Here is an 18,465-nt window from a genome sequence, read left to right as displayed (position 1 = left end):
GGTTCAAGTCTGCCGCAGCGGGGCGCGGCGGCAAGTCAGCGCACCGGGGCGTCCCAGTCGACGCGGTAGCCGGTGAGCCAGTCCGTGCCGCCCCCGGTGTTCCCGGCCGTGCGGGCCGCCACCTCGGCGTCGCGGGCGCGTCGCTCCTCGGCGGTGCGGGCCGCCCGCCCGGCCAGGGCGGCGCTCATGGCGACGACCCGTTCGACGCGCTCGCGCCGCAGCCGCTCGTAGGCGGCGAAGGCCCGGTCGGGTGCGGGCAGGTCGCGCAGGCAGCGGGCGAGGACGACGCCGTCCTCGATGGCCATGGACGCGCCCTGGGCGGCGTTGGGCGCGGTGGCGTGGGCGGCGTCGCCCACGAGGACGGTGTGGTGGTCGTGCCAGACGGGAGTGGAGAGGAGGTCGTAGACATTCATGCCGACGATGTCGCGACCGGTGGCGGCCGCGATGGCGGCGGCGGGCGTGCGGTCGTCCGCGAAGGTCTCGGTGACGCGGCGGCGCCACTGGTCGGGGGTGTGCGCGGCGAGCGCCGTCTTCGGCACCTCGGGACCGGGGATGTTGGCGAACCAGTACGTCGTGCCGTCGGGGGCGGTGGCGCAGCCGAAGAAGCCCCGTCGCCCGTACATCATCCGGTAGGTGTCCGGGGGCGCCGGGTGGCCGGTGTCGCGGGTGCGGCCGCAGACGGTGAGCTGGCCGGTGTGGCGGGGGCGGGGCGCGGTGGGGTCCAGCAGGGTGCGGGTGCGGGAGTGGATGCCGTCGGCGCCCACGACCAGGTCGCCCTCGGCGCGGCTGCCGTCGGCGAAGAGGGCCGTCACCGTGCCGCGCGGGCCGGTGCCGGTGGCGACGAGGCGCTTGCCGTACTCGACGGGGATGCCGCGCCGCGTGGCCTCGTCGCGCAGGGCCCGGTAGAGGGCGGAGCGCGGGAGGGTGCGGGGGCGGGGCCCGCCGGCGGAGCCGGCGAGGGGGCGGGTGCCGAGCGTGCCGCCCGTGTCGCTGAGGAACTCGACGGTGCCGGAGGGGAAGGAGCGGTCGTGAACGGTCCGGTCGGCGTCGATGACCGCCAGGGCCTCCAGCCCGTTGGCGAACAGGACGAGGAACGCCCCGGCGTGGTCGGCGCCGCTCGGGTACGCCTCGTAGACGGTGGATCCGATGCCGGCCCGCTGGAGGGCCATCGCCGTGACGGGCCCCGCGATGCCACCACCGATGATCAGGGCATGGGCCATGGTGCTCCGTCCCGATACGTCGAATGCGAACGCCTGATCGCTGGAATCACCGATCGCCCGGTCGAACATCTGCTCACGACGTAACCAGACGGAGTGCGGCACGTCCAGAGCCGGGGTGATGGCCGGAACTCGCTCTCTCCCCCGGCGGCGGCGCGACGGCTTCCCGACGTGACGCCGTCCCTCGGGGGGGGGCGGGTCGGGGGGTGGTCCCCGTGTCCGCCGGGGAGCACCGGCGGACTCTCCGGCGCTCGTCCCCGCCCGCGCGCCTTCCCGCACCCCTCGCGCTCCGGAAGGGAACACGGGGTGCTTACCTGCGTCCGCCACGGTTCGTCCCGGCGCGCATACTGGGTCGCGGCACTGGGTGGAGCAGACCGGGGTGGGCACGGCTCGGGGGATTCGATGCCAGAGCAAGGCGTTTCGCTACAGGAATTGATCGCTCGTCAACACCGCTCGGGGATCGTCGGCCGGCAGGCGGAGCTGGCCTGCTTTCAGGACAACTTGCGCCAGCCGCCCGACGACGCCTCTCACCGGTTCGTCTTCCACCTCCACGGCGACAGCGGAGTGGGCAAGACCTTCCTGCTCCAGCAGTTGATCAGTGGCGCACGGGCGCAGCGGGCCCTGACGGCGTGCGTCTCCGACTCCGTCCGCAGTGTGGTCGACGCCATGGAGACCGTCAGCGCGGAACTGGCGCAGCAGGGCTTCCCGCTGCGGAAGTTCGACGCCCTCCTCACCGCCTACCGCCGCAAGCTGCACGAGGCGGAGGCCCTCTACCACTCGGCGCATCCCCCACCCGGCCGGCCCGTGGACCGCACCCGGGACGGCCGCGGCCCCCAGGACGGCGCCCCCTCGGCGACGAGCCGGGTGGCGGCGCGGATCGGGCTGGCGTCGCTGGCGCTGGTGCCCGGCATCGGCTTCGTCGCCGGGGCGGTCGACGCCGCCGAGGTCGCCCAGGCCACGGACCGCCTGCGGGAATGGCTCGGCGGCCATTTCCACAACCGTGAGGACGTCGAACTCGTGATGTCCCCGGAGAAGACGCTCACCCCCCTCTTCGCCGAGGACCTCCGTGAGGCCGCGGCCCGCCGGCCCTGGGTGGTGCTCTTCTTCGACGACTACGAGTGCACGGCGCCGGTGCTCGACGACTGGCTGCGCGAACTCCTCCTGAGCCGCGTCCACGGAAAGCTCCCCGCCAACACCGTCGTCGCCCTCGCGGGACAGCAGCCGCTCAGCTACGCCGGCTGGGGCGACCACCTGGGCCTGGTGCAGCACCTGCCGCTCGACGTCTTCACGGAGGCGGAGGCCCGGCAGCTGCTGGCCGCCAAGGGCATCACCGACGAGCTGAGCGTCGGCGTGATCCTGCGCGAGTCCGGCAGACTGCCCCGGCAAGTGGCCCTGATGGCCGAGAACGGCCCCGACGACCCGCACAGCGCCGACGTCAGCGGCGCCACGGTCGAGCGCGTCCTCAAGAACATCGACGACCCCGTCCGGCGGGCCGCGGTGCGGGCGTGCGCCGTCCCCCGCCGGCTCGACGAGGAGGTGTACCGGGCGGCGGTCGAACCGGAGGCCGCCGTCTTCTCCGGCTGGCTCCGCACCCTGCCCTTCGTCACCGACCACGGCGGCATCTGGCAGTACAACGAACCCATCCGGGCGGCCTTCCTGCGCGACGAGCGCAACCGGTCGCCCGAACGCTGGCACGACCGGCACCGGGCGCTGGCCGGCGCGTTCGAGGAGTGGCGCCTGCGGCTGGAGGAGACCCTGCCCCCGGAGGACCGGTGGGCCGACGACCGCTGGGTGGAGTTCGCCCTGGAGGAGCGGTACCACCACCTGTGCGCCTTCCCCCAGAGCTTCCTCCGTACGACCGCGCGCTTCCTCGTCGACGCCTGCGCCTGCGAGCCGGCCCGGATCAGGCGCTGCGCCGACATGCTGGCACAGGCCGGGGAGGCGGCCGGCCTGGAGGCCGCCCGCAGTCTCGGACAGCGCCTGCTTGCGGTCCTGCCGGACGAACGCGCCGACGCCGTCCCCGCCCTGGACACCCTGCTGGCCGAACCCGGCCTCGACACCGCCGGGCGCGTCGCGGCGCTCGTGGCCCGGGGGGAGCGCCACCGCAGGGCCGGGCGCGCCGAGGAAGCCCTCGCGGACTACCGCCAGGCCCTCCAGCTGGATCCGACCTGCCCCCGCGTCTTCACGGGCCGCGGCGCCCTCCACCGCGCCATGGGCCGCCTCGACGAATCGCGTTCGGACTTCAGCCGCGCCCTGGAGCTCACGCCCGGCGATCCGGCCGCCCTGGCCGGGCGGGGCGCCACGCACCGGTTGATGGAACGCTACGGCGACGCGCTGGCCGACCTCCAGCGGGCCGTCGCGATCCGGCCCGAACTCCACTGGGCCCACGCCGAACGCGGCTGGACCTACCTCGCCACCCGCCAGCTCGACGAGGCGCGCGCCGCTTTCACCAGCGCGCTCGAACACCGGCCCGACGACTCCCGGCTGTTCATCGGGCGGGCCTCCGCCCACCGGTACATCGGCGACTACGACCTGGCCCTCGCCGACTGCGGGCACGCCCTGCGCCTCAAACCGGACTCGTGGTGGGCGCACGCGGTGCGCGGCGCCACCTACCGGCTCCTGGAACGTTACGACGAGGCCGTCGCCGACCTCACCCGGGCCATCGACCTGCGCCCCGACTACGACTGGTGCCTGGCGGGGCGCGGCGAGGTCCACCGGCGCGAGGGCCGGTTCGTGGAGGCGCTGCGCGACCTGGACCACGCCCTGCGCATCCAGCCGGACAACGACTGGGCGCTGGCCCGGCGCGGCGCGGTGTACTGCGCCCAGCAGCGCACGCAGGAGGCGCTCGCGGACTTCCAGCGGTCCTGGGACAACATGCCGGACTACGACTGGGCGCTGATCAAGCCGGGCCAGACGTACCGGCTCATGGGCCACGAGTTCGACTGGTACTCGGCCCCCGGGTGACGCCGCCCGGCCCCCTAGCGGGCCCGCCCCAGCGCCTCCGCCAGGTAGGGTGCCGTCGCGCTCCCGGCGGCCCGCGCCACCTCGCGGGGGCCGCCGGCCGCCATGACGCGCCCGCCCTCCTCGCCCCCGCCGGGGCCGAGGTCGATCACGTGGTCCGCGCCGGCCACGACGGCCATGTCGTGCTCGACGACCACGACCGTGTTGCCGGCGTCCACCAGTCCGTGCAACTGCCGCAGCAGCACCTCCGTGTCGGCCGGGTGCAGCCCGGTCGTCGGCTCGTCCAGCACGTAGAGCGTGTGCCCGCGCCGGGTGCGCTGGAGCTCGGCGGCGAGCTTGATCCGCTGGGCCTCGCCGCCCGACAGTTCGGTGGCGGGCTGGCCCAGGCGCAGATAGCCGAGCCCGACGTCCTGGAGCGTGCGCAGGCTCCGCCGCGCCGCCGGCACGTCGGACAGGAAGCCGGCCGCCGCGTCGACGGTCATGTCGAGGACCTCGGCGATGGTCCTGCCCCGGTGGGTGACCTCCAGGGTCTCCGGGTTGTACCGCGCGCCCCCGCAGGCGGTGCACGGGGCGTACATCCCTGGCAGGAACATCAGCTCGACCGCGACGAACCCCTCGCCCTGGCAGACCTCGCAGCGGCCCCCGACGACGTTGAACGAGAAGCGCCCGGCGCCGTAGCCCCGGGCCCGGGCCTCGTCCGTGGCGGCGAACAGCTTGCGGACGGCGTCGAACAGGCCGGTGTAGGTGGCGAGGTTGGAGCGCGGGGTGCGGCCGATGGGCTTCTGGTCGACCTTGACGAGCCGGTGGACGGCCTCCAGGCCGTCCGCCTTCCCCACGGGCTCCCCGCCGTCCAGGTGCGCGGCGACGGTGTCGGCGAGGCCCTGGCCGACCAGGGTCGACTTGCCCGAACCCGACACGCCGGTCACCGCGGTGAAGACGCCGAGGGGGAAGTCCACGTCGAGGCCTCGCAGGTTGTGACGCGTCACGCCGCGCAGCCGCAGGACGCCGGAGGGCTCGCGGGGCGTACGGGCGGCGGGCGCGGCCCCGTCGGGGAAGACGAACCGGCGCGTCGCCGACTCCGCGACGTCCGCGAGACCTGCGACGGGGCCGCTGTAGAGCACCCGGCCGCCGTGCTCGCCCGCCTCGGGGCCGACGTCGACGATCCAGTCCGCGCGGCGCACGACGTCCATGTGGTGCTCGACGACGAACAGCGAGTTGCCCGCGGCCTTGAGCCGGTCCAGCACGGTCAGCAGGGCGGCGCTGTCCGCCGGGTGCAGCCCGGCGGAGGGCTCGTCCAGGACGTAGACGACACCGAAGAGGCCCGAGCGCAGCTGGGTGGCGAGCCGCAGCCGCTGGAGCTCGCCGGAGGACAGCGTGGGGGTGGGCCGGTCGACGCTGAGGTAGCCCAGGCCCAGCTCGGTGAGGACCTCGATGCGGGCGACCAGGTCCCGCGCGAGGGCCGTGGCGGCGCCCTCCCCCGCGCGGGCGGCCGGGCGCAGCGTCCGTGCCAGCGCGGCCAGCGGGAGGGCGGCCAGGGCGGCGATGTCGTGCCCGGCGAACGTGACGGCCAGCGCCTCGGGGCGCAGTCGGCGCCCCGCGCACACCGGGCAGTCCCGGCTGACCAGGTGCCGCTCGGCGCGGGCGCGCAGGGCGGCGCTCTTGGAGTCCGCGAAGGTGTGGAGCACGTAGCGGCGGGCGCTCATGTACGTGCCCTGGTACGGGCGCTGGATGCGGTCGGCTTCGCGCACGGGGTGGACGGTGACGACGGGCTGCTCGTCGGTGAACAGGATCCAGTCGCGGTCCTCCCGCGGCAGGTCCCGCCAGGGCCGGTCGACGTCGTACCCGAGGGTGTCGAGGATGTCCCGCAGGTTCTTGCCCTGCCACGCGCCGGGCCAGGCGGCGATCGCGCCGTCGCGGACGGACAGCGACGGGTCGGGGACGAGGGACTCCTCGGTGACCTCGTGGACCCGGCCCAGGCCGTGGCACGCCGGGCAGGCGCCGGCGGCGGTGTTGGGCGAGAAGGCGTCGGAGTCCAGCCGCACGGCGCCCTCGGGGTAGCTGCCGGCACGGGAGAAGAGCATGCGCAGGGAGTTGGACAGGGTGGTGACGGTGCCCAGGGACGACCGCGACGTGGGCGTGGACCTGCGCTGCTCCAGTGCGACGGCGGGTGGCAGCCCGCTGATCTCCTCGACCTTCGGCGCGCCGACCTGGTGGATGAGGCGGCGCGCGTAGGGGGCGACGGATTCGAAGTAGCGGCGCTGGGCCTCGGCGTAGAGGGTGCCGAAGGCGAGGGAGCTCTTGCCGGAGCCGGAGACGCCCGTGAAGACGACGAGGGCGTCGCGGGGGATGTCGGCGTCGACGGCCTTGAGGTTGTGTTCGCGGGCGCCGCGGACGCGGACGTAGGGGTCGTGCGGCCGGGCCTCCGGCCGCGCTGCCGGGTCGTGCATCGGGGTTCTCCGCGGGTCGGCGCAGGGGTGCGGGCCGATCTTATGTTCCCCGGTCGTGTCCCTTTCGGGGAACCGCGGCAGGTCCCCGGCCGGGACCGCCGTGCGCAGAGCCGCGGGCCGGCACCGCGCCGGGCGGAAAGGAGGAGATGCCAAGCTGGCCGCATGTACACCGCCGCACCCGTCCTGGTCGTGGACGACGACCCGACCGTCGCCGAAGTGGTCACCCGTTACCTGGAGCGGGCCGGCTTCGCCGTCACCCGCGCCGCCGACGGGCCCACGGCCCTGGCGCGGGCCGCCGAGGAGCGGCCCGCGCTGGTCGTCCTCGACCTCATGCTGCCCGGCGGCGTGGACGGCCTGGAGGTCTGCCGGCGACTGCGCCGGGACCACGGCCCCGTACCCGTGATCATGCTGACGGCGCGCGGCGACGAGGACGACCGCGTCCTGGGCCTGGAGGTGGGCGCGGACGACTACGTCACCAAACCGTTCTCACCCCGCGAGCTCGTGCTGCGCGTCGAGTCCGTCCTGCGCCGCGTCCGCGCGGCCGCTGCCGCCGTCCCGCCTCCCCCGGCGCCGCCGCTGCGGGCCGCCGGGCTGACGCTCGACACCGCGGCGCGCCGCGTGACCAAGGACGGCGTCGAACTCGCCCTCACCGTACGCGAGTTCGACCTGCTGACCTTCCTGCTGCGCCAGCCCGGGCGGGCCCTGGGGCGCGAGGAGCTGATGCGCGAGGTGTGGGGCTGGGAGTTCGGCGACCTGTCGACGGTCACCGTGCACGTCCGGCGGCTGCGCGCCAAGGTCGAGGACGACCCGGCCCGGCCGCGGCTGATCCAGACCGTGTGGGGCGTGGGCTACCGCTTCGCGGCGGGGCCGGGAGAGGCGGCAGGCCGTGCGTGACGTGCTGCTCATCGTCCTCTTCGCCTTCCTCGGGGCGGCCGTCGCGGGTCTGCTGGGGGCCCTCGCGCTGCGCGTCCTGCGCCGCCGCTCGGTCGTGGTCTCCCTCGCCGTGGTGGCCGTGGTCTCGGTGACGGCGATGCTGGCCGGGACGCTCGCCGTGGCGCGGGCGATGTTCCTGTCGGCGCACGACCTGCGCGTCGTGACGACCGTGTGCGCGACGGCCGCCGTGGTCTCGCTCGCCACGGCGCTGCTGCTGGGGCGCTGGGTGGTGGCCCGCAGCGCGGCCCTGACCCGTGCGGCCCGCTCGTTCGGCGAGGGCGGCTCCTTCGCGGCCCCCGACGGCGGGGCCACGGCCGAACTGGACGCGCTCTCGCGGGAGCTGGCGGCCACCAGCGCCCGGCTGGCCGAGTCGCGGGAGCGCGAACGCGCCCTCGACGCCTCGCGGCGTGAGCTCGTGGCCTGGATCTCGCACGACCTGCGCACGCCGCTGGCCGGGGTGCGTGCGATGTCCGAGGCGCTGGAGGACGGCGTGGCCGAGGACCCCGGGCGCTACTTCCGGCAGATCCGCGTCGAGGTGGACCGGCTGGACGCCATAGTCGGCGACCTCTTCGAGCTCTCGCGCATCCACGCCGGGGCGTTGCCGCTGCACCCGGTCCGCACGTCGGTGTACGACCTGGTGGGCGACGCCCTCACCGGCATCGGGCCGGTGGCCCGCGAACGCGGCGTCCGGCTGGCCGGCGACGCGGTGGACGCCGCGACGGTCGTGGTGGACGGCAAGGAGATGACCCGCGCCCTGGGCAACCTGCTGGTCAACGCGGTCCGGCACACGCCCGCCGGCGGCACGGTGACGGTGACCGCCCGGTGCGGCGAGGGCGACGGGGGCACGGTCGTCGTGTCGGTCACGGACGGCTGCGGCGGCATCCCGGAGGAGGACCTGCCGCGCGTCTTCGAGACGGGCTGGCGCGGTTCGCAGGCCCGGACCCCGCCGGGCGCGGGTCTGGGCCTAGCCATCGTCCGCGGCATCGTCGGGGCCCACGCCGGCAGCACGACGGTGCGCAACGTGCCCGGTGGCTGCCGCTTCGAGATCACGCTGCCCGCGGGCACCGGAGGGGCGGCGCTCCCGGACGGGTGACCGGTCGTCAAGGCGCTGACGTGATCAGGGCCCGTGCGCGACGATGCGTCCACGCTCCGGCAGAGCGAGCACCGCCGAGGGAACGGGATGGGCCATGTCCGACACCGACGCCGACCCGCTGCGCAGGATCGCCGCGACGATCGACCGGGAGCGCGAGCCCTCGTCGCGGGTGTGCCTGTCCTGCGGCGGGCCCGCCCTGGTGGTGGTGACCGAGGAGCCCGCCGGGAACAGCCCGCCCGTCATCAGCGTGCGCAAGGAGTGCGCGCACCGCAGGTGCGAGCACCCCTGACCCCGGGCGGGCTCAGCGGGAGGTGCGCGCCGCCCAGCGCTGCTCGACCTTCCCCAGCCGCCAGTAGGCGAGCGCCGCCGCCCACACCACGACGAACAGCCCGACGATGACGAAGCCGACGTTGTCGAGGTCGAGCGCGGCGATCCAGCCGCTCACCGGGTCGTGGAGTCCGAGCTTCTCGTGCAGGACGCCGACCAGCTCGATCGTGCCGATGAGGAAGGCCACGGCGATGGACAGACCGGTGATGGTGAGGTTGTAGTAGACCTTGCGGACGGGGTTGGAGAACGCCCACTGGTAGGCGAAGTTCATGAACGTCCCGTCGAGCGTGTCGAACAGGCTCATGCCGGCGGCGAACAGCAGCGGCAGGCAAAGGATCGCGTACCAGGGCAGGCCGGCGGCCGCGCCGCTGCCCGCCATCACCATCAGGGTGACCTCGGTGGCGGTGTCGAAGCCGAGGCCGAAGAGGAAGCCCAGCGGATACATCTGGCCGGGGCGGGAGACGGAGCGGGTGAAGCGGCCCAGGAGGCGGTTCATGAAGCCCCGCGAGTCGAGGTGCTCCTCCAGCTCGGCCTCGTCGTAGCGGCCCTCACGCATGGCGCGGAAGACGCGCAGGATGCCGGCGAGGGCGACGAGGTTGAGGGCGGCGATGAGGTAGAGGAAGCCGCCGGAGACGGTCGTGCCGACCACTCCGAGCGTCTGGTGGGTGGCGGACCCCTCGTCCATCAGCACCCCTGCCATGTGGGTGCCCCCGGCCACCAGGGCCGCCATGACGACGACCACGCTGGAGTGGCCGAGCGCGAACCAGAAGCCGACCGAGACGGGACGCTTGCCGTCGGCCATCAGCTTGCGGGTGGTGTTGTCGATGGCGGCGATGTGGTCGGCGTCGAAGGCGTGCCGCATGCCGAGGGTGTAGGCCGTGACGCCGAGGCCGACGCCGAAGACCTTGGAGTCCACGGTGTAGTGGTTCGGGACGACCAGCAGGAAGAGCACGCCGAAGGCGACGACGTGCAGGGCGGCTATGACGGCCAGGAGGCCGGCGGTGCGCACGGTGTCCTGGCGGCGCCAGCGGAAGGCGGGCAGGCCTTCGGGCGCGGCCGCGGCGGGGGTCTTGGTGGGCAGGGTCATCTGCGGGTCACGCTCCAGCACCTCGTGGATCTTCTCGTGAGATGCCGTGGCCGGTCTCCTGGCTTACGGGTCGTACAGCGCGCCCGTCCCGCCTTCCCAGCAGCTGGGTGCTGCCAGTGGCTCCGGGCGCCGCACGCGGCGCCCGGGTGGGACGAGAACTCCCCGATCACAGTGGCGAGGGCCGCTCCGGACTCGGACCACGAGGGTCCGCACCGGTCTTCCCGAGCACCACGGCCGGGCCACCTTAGCGCTCTGACCGGCCACGGGAACAAAGAAGTGGCAAGTGCCACTTCCTTGCAGCAAGCCCCGGCGGCCCCTCGCCGGACGTCCGCACGGCCCCCGCAGGCCGTGCGGCCCCGGGTCGGGCACGGACGACACCCGCCGGGTGATGGACGCGGCCGGCCGGCCGGTGCTACGAGTGCAGGGACGACGAGAGGGGCTGACCGCCATGGCAGACACGCCGGACAGAGAGCACCCGCCCGCGGACCCGGCCGGGCCGGAGCGGGACGTGACGTTCGTGCGCCGCATCGGCCTGTTCCAGGCCACCGCCATCAACATGAGCCAGATGTGCGGCATCGGACCCTTCGTCACCATCCCGCTGATGGTGGCCGCCTTCGGCGGGCCGCAGGCCGTCCTGGGCTTCGTGGCGGGGGCGCTGCTCGCGCTGGCCGACGGGCTGGTGTGGGCGGAGCTGGGGGCCTCGCTGCCGGGCGCGGGCGGCAGTTACGTCTACCTGCGGCAGGCATTCCAGTACCGCACCGGCAAGCTGATGCCGTTCCTGTTCGTCTGGACGGCGATGCTCTTCATCCCGCTGGCGATGGCGACCGGCGTGATCGGCTTCGTCCAGTACCTCGCCTACCTGTGGCCGGACATGACGCGGACGCAGGGCGACGTGACGGGCCTCGCGCTCATCGCGGTGGTCGTGGCGCTGCTGTGGCGCCGGGTGGAGAACATCGCCCGCATCACCGCCGTGCTGTGGGGCGTGATGATCACCGCCGTCCTGCTCGTCATCGTCGCCGCCTTCACCCACTTCAACCCCGACCGCGCCTTCACCTACCCCTCCCACGCCTTCGAGCTGACGAGCAATCACTTCTGGATCGGCTTCGCGGCGGGCCTGACCATCGGCATCTACGACTACGGCGGCTACAACACCGCCGCCTACATGGGTGCCGAGATCAAGGACCCGGGACGCACCCTGCCGCGGGCCATCGTCTTCTCGATCCTCGGCATCATGGGCATCTACCTGCTGCTCCAGATCGGCACCCTCGGCGTCGTCGACTGGCAGGAGATGCTCGACCAGGACTCGACGGCCGCCACGTCCGTGGCCTCCGCCGTGCTGGAGAAGACGTGGGGCAAGGGGGCCGCGGACGCCGTCACCGTCCTGATCCTCCTCACCGCCTTCGCCTCGCTCTTCACCGGGCTGCTCGGCGGCTCGCGCGTGCCCTACGACGCCGCCCGCGAGAAGGTCTTCTTCCGGCCGTTCGGCGTCCTGCACCCCAAGCACCGCTTCCCGGTGCTGCCGCTGGTCACCCTGGGGGTCATCGGCTCCGTCGGCTTCCTGATCGGCCGTCACACCGAGCTGGCCACGCTGATCCAGCTGCTGACCTCCGTGATGGTCCTCGTCCAGGCGCTGGCCCAGATCGCGGCCGTGACCGTGCTGCGCCGCCGGCAGCCGGGGCTGCGGCGGCCGTACCGCATGTGGCTCTACCCGCTACCGAGCCTGGTGGCGCTGGTGGGCTGGCTGGTCATCTACGGCTACGCGGACGAGAACTCGCCGGGCCGGCACCCCATCGAGTGGTCGCTGGCCTGGGTGGGCGCGGGGTGCGTGGCGTTCGTGCTGTGGGCGGCGTACGAGAAGGTGTGGCCGTTCGGGCCGCGGGAGATCAGCGAGGAGTACCTCCAGGCCGGTGCGGCGGGCCCCGGTACGGCCGATCCCGACGCCGGCGCGGACCCCGGGGAGCGGAAACCGGCACCCGCCTGACGCGGCGGCGCGGCCGGTCGTCTGACGGGGCGTCCGGCAGCGGGGGCGGGCGGCCCGGACTCGGGTGGTCCGGCCGAACGGTGATAAAACGGCACCCATGCCCGTGACCACCGCGCCTCCCCCGCCCACGCCCGCCGCCAAGCCGCGCAAGCTGCACTGGCACCGCCTGATATTCGGGCTCTGGTACCGCCCGGTCGAAGTGCTCGACGAGGCGCGGGACCGGAGCGTCTGGGGGGCGGCGGCCTTCCTGTCGCTGCTGTGCGGAGCGCTCGGCACGCTGGCCAAGGACTCCTTCTGGGGGCAGTGGGACGTCAGTCCCGTGCTGGCGCTGGAGGCCATGGCGATCGGGTCCGTGGTGATGCTGCTCGCCAGCCTGCTGCTGGGCGCCGTCACCCACGCGATCGCGCGCCGTCTCGGCGGCAACGGCAGGTTCGCCCCGACGGCGAGCCTGTTCGTCGTGCTGTTCTGGGCGAGCGACCTGCCGCGGCTCGCCCTGGACACCTGGCTGTCCGCCGGCTCGGCCCCGGTGCGCGCGGCCGCTTCGGTGACGGCGGCCTTCGGCTGCGCCCTGGCCACGCTGCTGATACGCGGCCAGCACCACCTGCCGACCCACAAGGCCGCCGCGTCGGTGAGCATCCAGATGCTCGCGGCGGTGGTCCTGCTCAAGTTCCCGCCGGGCAGTGCCTGAGCGGTCCGGAGCCGGCAGTCGGACGCCGGACGACGAAAGGCCCGCCCGGTGCGACGGGGGATGCACACCGGGCGGGCTCGAGGACATTTCTACCTCATCAATGATGGGTTATGCATCAAAAACCTGTTCGCCTCCTCGAAGACCACCGGACCGGCAGCGAAATCAGGCCACGCGCCCGGATGGTGGGACGCCACTCCAGCGCGTCTCTCGGAACGTCGAGTTCCATCTCCTCGCACCGCTCCAGGAGCACGGTGAGCGCCGTCTCCGCCTCCATCCTGGCCAGCGCGGCGCCCAGGCAGTAGTGGATCCCGTGTCCGAACGCCAGGTGCCCCGAACGCTCCCGCCCCAGGTCAAGACGGTCGGAGCCGGGAAACTGACGGGGGTCGCGATTGGCCGAGGCGATCGACAGCAGCACCGTCTCGCCGGCAGGCACCCGCACTCCGCCGATCTCCACGTCCTCCAGCGGAAAGCGCCGGATGGCGAGGGTGGCGGGTCCGTCCCAGCGGTTCAGCTCCTCCAGGGCCGCTCCGACTCCGTCCGGATTCTTTCGCAGCTCGGCCAGCGTCCCGGGGTGGTCCAGGAGGGCGAGGACCGCGTTGCCGATGAGATGGACAGTATTCTCATATCCGGCGAACAGGATGAGGAACGCGAGCGAGGTCAATTCATCCGGGGAGAGTGAGTCCCCGTCCTCCTGCACCTGGATCAGGTCCGACAGCAGGTCGTCGGCCGGCTCGGCGCGCTTGCGCTCGATGAGCCCGGTGAGGAAGCGCATCATGCCGACGACCGCCTCCTTCGTCCGGTGCGGGCGCTCGGGGTCCGGGGTCACCAGGGCGTCCGTCCAGGCCCGGAAGTCCACCCGGTCCGCCTGCGGCACGCCCAGCAGGTCGCAGATCACGATGATCGGCAACGGGCCCGCGTACGCCGCCAGCAGATCCGCCCGCCCCAGGGGCTCGACGGCGTCCAGCAGGCTCCCGGCGACCGCGCGCACCGGGCCGCGCAGCTTCTCCACCCGCCCCGGTGTGAACGCCTTCGCCACCAGGCCGCGCACCCGCGTGTGGTCCGGGGGGTCCATGTTCAGCAGGTTGGCGTCCAGCGCCGGAGGCAGTGGGAAACCCGCGTAGTTGCCCGGCAGGGCGTTGCGCTTGTCCAGGGAGAGCCGGGGGTCGGCGAGCGCCCGGCGCACGTCCTCGTAGCGGGTCACCAGCCAGGCGGGCCGGCCGTCGGGGCCGGCGGCCCGGTGCACGGGGCCGGCCTCGCGGAGCGCGGCGTAGGTGCCGTGCGGGTCTGCTATCAGCGGCGTGACGTCGATGGGTCGCATGGCATCCGACTCTAGGGCGTGTCCGACGGGGCGGTGCGGGTCCCGCGGTGTCCGGGAGCGGAAGCGGCGGGAAGGCGGTTCCGGGCGGCGGGGTGCACGGGCGGCGCCGGACCCGGACGGAGTCTCCTCCGCCGGATCCGGCGCCGGCCTGTGTCGCAGGCGGCCTTGACCCCCGTCCAGGGCCGCCTCGTCCAAGGGCCGCGCGCCGTCAGGGACGGCGCGCCGCGCTGATCTCCCGCAGTTCGGTGAGCACGGCGTCGACCAGCGGATCGTGGAAGACGTCGGCGACGCGTGCCAAGTGCTCGTGTTCTTCGGCCGGGTCGGCGCTGACGGTCATCACCACGCTGTCGGCGTGGGGCGACGGCACGTGTCCGGTGGCCTGGTTGGCCAGTCCCCTGCGCAGGGCCGCGGCCTCCACCACGGCGGCCAGCCCGTGCGCGTCGAGCGCGGCCGCGGCGGCCTTCTCCCGGGCGATGTCCAGGGCGACGGGCTCGACATGGCGCCGGACGCCGCGCTGGATGTCGCGGATCTCCGCCATCCGCCGGTTGGCCCGCCACTCCAGGTCGGCGAAGGGCCAGCGGGTGATCCAGCCGGACTCGCCGATGGTCACCTCCGGGGCGTGCGCGGTGACTTCCCGCCACAGCGGCTCCAGGCGCCGCAGCCGGCGCCAGGCGGCCGCGCGGGGACCGACGGCGGGCAGCGAGAAGCCGAGCAGCACCAGCAGCGCGGCCACCGAGGCGGTCAGCGGCGCCACGCCGTTGGAGAGCCAGTACGCCTCGTGCCCCGCCCAGCTGAGGGCGAAGCCGGCCAGCTTGCAGGCACAGTACACCAGGCCCAGCCAGCAGCCGGCGGCCAGCGTCCGCAGCCCCTTGGCGAGCCAGGAGCGGCCCAACTGGGCGGCGTAGCGGGGACACAGGCAGCCGAGCCCGGCGAGGCTGGTGCCGAAGATGGCCAGGTACAGCACCAGGAAGGCGACCACGCCCGGCGCGTCGGCGTACGCGGTGCTGAAGTCGCGGGGGTGCTCCACGGCGTCGGGGCGCCCCACGGCGAAGCAGACGACGGCCGCGGCCCAGGCGACGGTCACGGCGGCCACCGCCCACCGAGACCGCACGGCCGCGCGGGCCCGGGCCGCCTCGTCCTTCCCGCCGGTCCAGCGCAGCAGCAGGATGGTGGCCCCGGCGGCGAAGAGCACGACGGCCGAGTACAGGAAGACCATGGCCAGGTTGGCCACGCCGGTCAGCCGGTCGAAAGCGCGGTAGACGCTGGGCGCGGAGAACAGGAAGACGACCGGCACGCCGGCGGTCATCAGGGTCGTCACGCCCAGGTCGGTGTTGCCGCGGTCGCGGAACCAGGCACGGGCCTTGTAGCCGACGATGACCCAGGAGACGGCGCTGAAGACCAGGTAGATGACGTCAAACACCGTCGCCTCCCGCTCCCGTGGCGCCGTCCCCAGCGGGCGCGACGCCGGTCCGCACGCCGGTGCCGGCCTCGCTGCGCAGCCGGCGGCGTACGTGCTCCAGCGCCGGACCGAGGGCGGCGGCCAGCTCGGCCGCCGCGCCCTCCAGGGGCTGTTCCCGGCCGGGCGGCGGGGGCACGACCTTCGCCATGAGCAGGGTGCCGAGGATCTCCGTCTCGCGCTCGGTGAGGTTGTCGTAGCAGTGGTGGCGCGCCAGGCCCATGGTCAGGCCCATGCGACGCATGGCCGTGGCCACGTCCACCGAGGGGGTCCACACCTTGAGGGCGTCCTCGGTGACGGCGGGGTCCTGGTCGTGGCCCAGGAGGAGGTGGCCGATCTCGTGCAGCACGATGTGGACCTGGTGCCAGGGCGAGGTCTTCTGCTCGTAGACGATCCAGAACGCGTCGTCCGTGGTGGCCGTCATGCCGGAGACCACGCCGTCCAGGCTCATCGGCACCAGGTGGATCGGCCGCCCCACGCGGCCCGCGAGGGCGTCGCAGAGACCCTGCAGGCCGGTCGACGCGGGCAGGCCGAGCTCCTGGATCAGCTGCTTGCACCGCCGCCGTATCCGCCCCACCCGCATGCCTGCACCGTCCTCGTCCTCGGTACGCCGCCAGTAAGTGAAGAGCCGGTCCTCTTGCGCCATGAGGGTCACGAGCGCTCCTCACGTCCCGCGTCGGGCGGGTCGGACGGGAGGTTCATCTGCTGCCGGAACTGGGAGATGATGGTCGTGAGGCTGTCCTGCACCTCGGGTGGCAGGCCCACCGAACGCAGGGCGATGGCCCGCACGCGCTGGTCCCTCATGGCGACGAGAAAACGGACCTCCTCCTCCACCCGGGCGGCCTGCGACGCCGACAGGTCACCCATCAGGTAACCCACGGGCACCGCGAAGAATTTCGCCAGCGCCCGCAGGACGTCCGGGCTGGGGTTGGCGCGCCGGCCGTTGCGGAGCATGGACAGGTACTGCTCGGTGAGCGTGACCCCGCCGTACTCCTCGCCGCGGCTGATCTCCTCGGCCACGTGCGCGTTGGTGTACGGGGCCCCGGGCGGGTGCATGGCCGCGAAAAGGTAGTTGAGCCGCTGGGCGAGCGGGCTTCCCGCGTCACCTGCCGACCTGTCCACCCCGGTTGCCATCCGCCCCGATTCCTTCGCGTGCTCGGTGTCACACGACCAACGGACCCTCACGGCCGGTTAAGTCCTCCAGTGGCCGCACGGGCATCCTGCCACGGCGGGATGCCGAGCACTAGTCCGCCCGAGGTGAGGAGGCGGTGAAGAACTTAACCGGGAGTTGAGGGGCGCCCCCGGCCGCGCCGGCAGCGGGCTCCGCGCCACGGGACCGCCTGCCGCGACGGCCGCCGGGTCACCCGCCGATGGTGAAGTCCCTGCCCTGGTAGACGACCCCGCCCCGGCCGGAGAAGTTGTTGGTGACCGTGCTGTTGTCGACAGACAGGGCGCTGGCGCGCTCCGCCCACTCCCGGAACTCGGCGGCGAACCGGGGGTCCTGCCGCCCCTGTGTGAAGATCAGCGCGGCGAGCTCCCGCACCTGCTCCTCGCTCCGCGGGTCCAGCGGCAGCGGAGCCGCGCCGTCGTCCTCCCCGCCGCGCCCGAAGGCCCGGCGCGCCAGGTCCGTCAGCGAACCCCACATCCGGCGTCCCGCCTCCGTCCCGGCGGCCCCCGCGGCCGCCGTCACCGCCGTCGAGATCGCGGTCAGCGACATCGGATCGACCATCTGCCAACTCCCCACCCTCGCGGCCGGACCGGGCCGGCCTCGCGCCCCCGTCTGTCGGCGACAGGCTACCTCCCGCCTCCGGCAGCCGGCCCGTGCCGGGACGGCCGGCGGCCCCGCCCGCGGCCCGGTCCGGGGGCCCGTTGTCCGGCGTCCTGGTGAATCCGCCCGCGTCGGCCTCTCGCCACGGGTCTCCCGGCCGTAGGACGATGACACGCTCACCTCGTGCTTCCCGCCCGTTCCCGTCGTCCGCGCACCAGGGAGGAACCACTCATGGAAAGACCCGGACCCTTCGCCTTACGGGGCCTCGCCGCCCTCGTCCTCGGCCTGCTGACGGCGGTCGCGGCGCTGCCCGGCCCGGCCGCCTCGGCCTCCCCCGTCCGGTCGGCGCCGCGCGCCGCGGCCGCGGCGGCCGACTCCTACTGGACGCCCGAGCGCATGCGGGCCGCCGCCCCGGCCGCCGGCGACGGCAGGCGGGCGACCGGGGGCCGCGCCTCCGACGTGCCGCCCAGTCACCCCTTCGACGGGCTGCCGCAAGTGGGCACGTTCTTCTGGACGGACGGGAACAACACCGGCCGCTTCTGCGGCGGCACGGTCGTGCGCAGCCCGCACCGCGACCTGGCCGTGAGCGCCGCCCACTGCCTGCGCTCACCCGCCCCCAAGAAGCACCTGTCCTTCGTGCCGCAGTACCACGACGGCCGGAAGCCGCACGGCGTCTTCCCCGTCGAGGACATCTACATCGACGAGCGCTACTACGACCTGGGCACCGACGGCGGGGCCCGCTGGGACTACACCGTCGTCCGGCTGGGCGAGCGGGCGGACGGGACCGCCGTGCAGCGCGCGGTCGGCGGCTTCGGCCTGGCGATCCGCCCCGGCTACGACCACGAGGACGTACGCCTGATCGGCTACCCCGGGAACAGCGACGCCACGTACCCCAAGCCGCTGGACTGCCGCTCGTCCACGCACCGCTACACCAGCACGGACCCCCGGGCGCCCGGGGACTTCCTGGAGATCGCCTGCGCCGGGTACGTCGGTGGCACGTCGGGCGGGCCGTTCCTGGTGCGCGGCGGGTCCGGGTACGAACTGATCGGTGTCATCGGCGGCTACCACACCGGTGGTGACACTCCGGACATCTCCTACAGCTCGTACTTCACCGGCGACCTGCTCGCCCTGTACCTGCACGCCGTGGCCGGCGACCCGCCCGCCGAGCCGGACGAGCGCTGAACGCGGG

Annotated in this window: 15 protein-coding genes and 1 riboswitch; of the genes, 7 read left to right on the top strand and 8 right to left on the bottom strand. The window is 73.9% G+C overall.

Annotated features, from left to right (window positions below; translation table 11 throughout):
• Positions 1 to 35: 35 nt before the first annotated feature.
• Positions 36 to 1,220 carry an FAD-dependent monooxygenase gene (locus tag CYQ11_RS27030; RefSeq protein WP_099198396.1) on the bottom strand — a complete coding sequence of 395 codons (1,185 nt, stop codon included), beginning with the start codon at positions 1,218 to 1,220 and terminating at the stop codon, positions 36 to 38.
• A gap of 429 nt (positions 1,221 to 1,649) precedes the next feature.
• Between CYQ11_RS27030 and CYQ11_RS27025 the strand changes: the two genes are divergently transcribed.
• Complete coding sequence (locus CYQ11_RS27025) at positions 1,650 to 4,181, top strand: tetratricopeptide repeat protein (RefSeq protein WP_099198269.1); 2,532 nt, start codon at positions 1,650 to 1,652, stop codon at positions 4,179 to 4,181.
• A 14-nt stretch (positions 4,182 to 4,195) separates the two neighbouring features.
• Here CYQ11_RS27025 and uvrA read toward each other — a convergent pair whose 3' ends face one another.
• Positions 4,196 to 6,625, bottom strand: a complete 2,430-nt coding sequence (uvrA, locus tag CYQ11_RS27020; RefSeq protein ID WP_099198268.1) for an excinuclease ABC subunit UvrA — start codon at positions 6,623 to 6,625, stop codon at positions 4,196 to 4,198.
• Between the two features lie 162 nt (positions 6,626 to 6,787).
• On the opposite strand from uvrA, the gene CYQ11_RS27015 reads away from it, so the two are divergent.
• From CYQ11_RS27015 to CYQ11_RS27005, 3 genes are all read left to right on the top strand, one after another.
• Positions 6,788 to 7,519, top strand: a complete 732-nt coding sequence (locus CYQ11_RS27015) for a response regulator transcription factor (protein WP_099198267.1) — start codon at positions 6,788 to 6,790, stop codon at positions 7,517 to 7,519.
• Positions 7,512 to 8,651, top strand: coding sequence for a sensor histidine kinase (locus tag CYQ11_RS27010; protein WP_104651103.1), 1,140 nt, complete (start codon positions 7,512 to 7,514; stop codon positions 8,649 to 8,651). The genes CYQ11_RS27015 and CYQ11_RS27010 overlap by 8 nt, the downstream gene beginning before the upstream one ends.
• A gap of 94 nt (positions 8,652 to 8,745) precedes the next feature.
• Complete coding sequence (locus tag CYQ11_RS27005; protein ID WP_099198266.1) at positions 8,746 to 8,940, top strand: hypothetical protein; 195 nt, start codon at positions 8,746 to 8,748, stop codon at positions 8,938 to 8,940.
• A gap of 12 nt (positions 8,941 to 8,952) precedes the next feature.
• On the opposite strand, the gene nicT is transcribed toward CYQ11_RS27005, so the two are convergent.
• Positions 8,953 to 10,065, bottom strand: a complete 1,113-nt coding sequence (gene nicT / locus CYQ11_RS27000) for a Nickel transporter NicT (RefSeq protein WP_099198395.1) — start codon at positions 10,063 to 10,065, stop codon at positions 8,953 to 8,955.
• Between the two features lie 31 nt (positions 10,066 to 10,096).
• Positions 10,097 to 10,313, bottom strand: a riboswitch (cobalamin riboswitch).
• A gap of 308 nt (positions 10,314 to 10,621) precedes the next feature.
• Here nicT and CYQ11_RS26995 point away from each other — a divergent pair.
• Positions 10,622 to 12,046, top strand: a complete 1,425-nt coding sequence (locus tag CYQ11_RS26995; RefSeq protein WP_240003254.1) for an APC family permease — start codon at positions 10,622 to 10,624, stop codon at positions 12,044 to 12,046.
• 97 nt (positions 12,047 to 12,143) lie between these two features.
• Positions 12,144 to 12,734 carry a YIP1 family protein gene (locus tag CYQ11_RS26990; RefSeq protein ID WP_099198264.1) on the top strand — a complete coding sequence of 197 codons (591 nt, stop codon included), beginning with the start codon at positions 12,144 to 12,146 and terminating at the stop codon, positions 12,732 to 12,734.
• A 115-nt stretch (positions 12,735 to 12,849) separates the two neighbouring features.
• Here the strand turns inward: CYQ11_RS26990 and CYQ11_RS26985 are convergent, their stop codons facing one another.
• From CYQ11_RS26985 to CYQ11_RS26965, 5 genes are all read right to left on the bottom strand, one after another.
• The gene (locus CYQ11_RS26985) at positions 12,850 to 14,052 is read right to left on the bottom strand and encodes a cytochrome P450 family protein (RefSeq protein ID WP_099198263.1); all 1,203 of its coding nucleotides are present in this window, start codon (positions 14,050 to 14,052) and stop codon (positions 12,850 to 12,852) included.
• Between the two features lie 208 nt (positions 14,053 to 14,260).
• A complete protein-coding gene (locus CYQ11_RS26980) occupies positions 14,261 to 15,472 on the bottom strand; it encodes an MAB_1171c family putative transporter (RefSeq protein ID WP_099198262.1) in 1,212 nt (403 codons plus the stop codon).
• Positions 15,465 to 16,154 carry a hypothetical protein gene (locus CYQ11_RS26975; RefSeq protein ID WP_240003253.1) on the bottom strand — a complete coding sequence of 230 codons (690 nt, stop codon included), beginning with the start codon at positions 16,152 to 16,154 and terminating at the stop codon, positions 15,465 to 15,467. The genes CYQ11_RS26980 and CYQ11_RS26975 overlap by 8 nt, the downstream gene beginning before the upstream one ends.
• Positions 16,155 to 16,159: 5 nt before the next feature.
• A complete protein-coding gene (locus tag CYQ11_RS26970; protein ID WP_099198261.1) occupies positions 16,160 to 16,642 on the bottom strand; it encodes a helix-turn-helix domain-containing protein in 483 nt (160 codons plus the stop codon).
• Positions 16,643 to 16,868: 226 nt separating this feature from the next.
• On the bottom strand, positions 16,869 to 17,237 hold the full coding sequence (locus CYQ11_RS26965; RefSeq protein WP_099198260.1) for a hypothetical protein: 369 nt from the start codon (positions 17,235 to 17,237) through the stop codon (positions 16,869 to 16,871).
• Between the two features lie 270 nt (positions 17,238 to 17,507).
• Here CYQ11_RS26965 and CYQ11_RS26960 point away from each other — a divergent pair, with 270 nt between their 5' ends.
• Complete coding sequence (locus CYQ11_RS26960) at positions 17,508 to 18,458, top strand: trypsin-like serine peptidase (protein ID WP_099198259.1); 951 nt, start codon at positions 17,508 to 17,510, stop codon at positions 18,456 to 18,458.
• The last annotated feature ends 7 nt before the right edge of the window (positions 18,459 to 18,465 follow it).

The organism is Streptomyces cinnamoneus (genome assembly GCF_002939475.1).
Lineage (GTDB): Bacteria > Actinomycetota > Actinomycetes > Streptomycetales > Streptomycetaceae > Streptomyces > Streptomyces cinnamoneus_A.
Note: the sequence above shows the minus strand (reverse complement) of the source record. Positions and strands in the feature narration are given on the sequence as shown.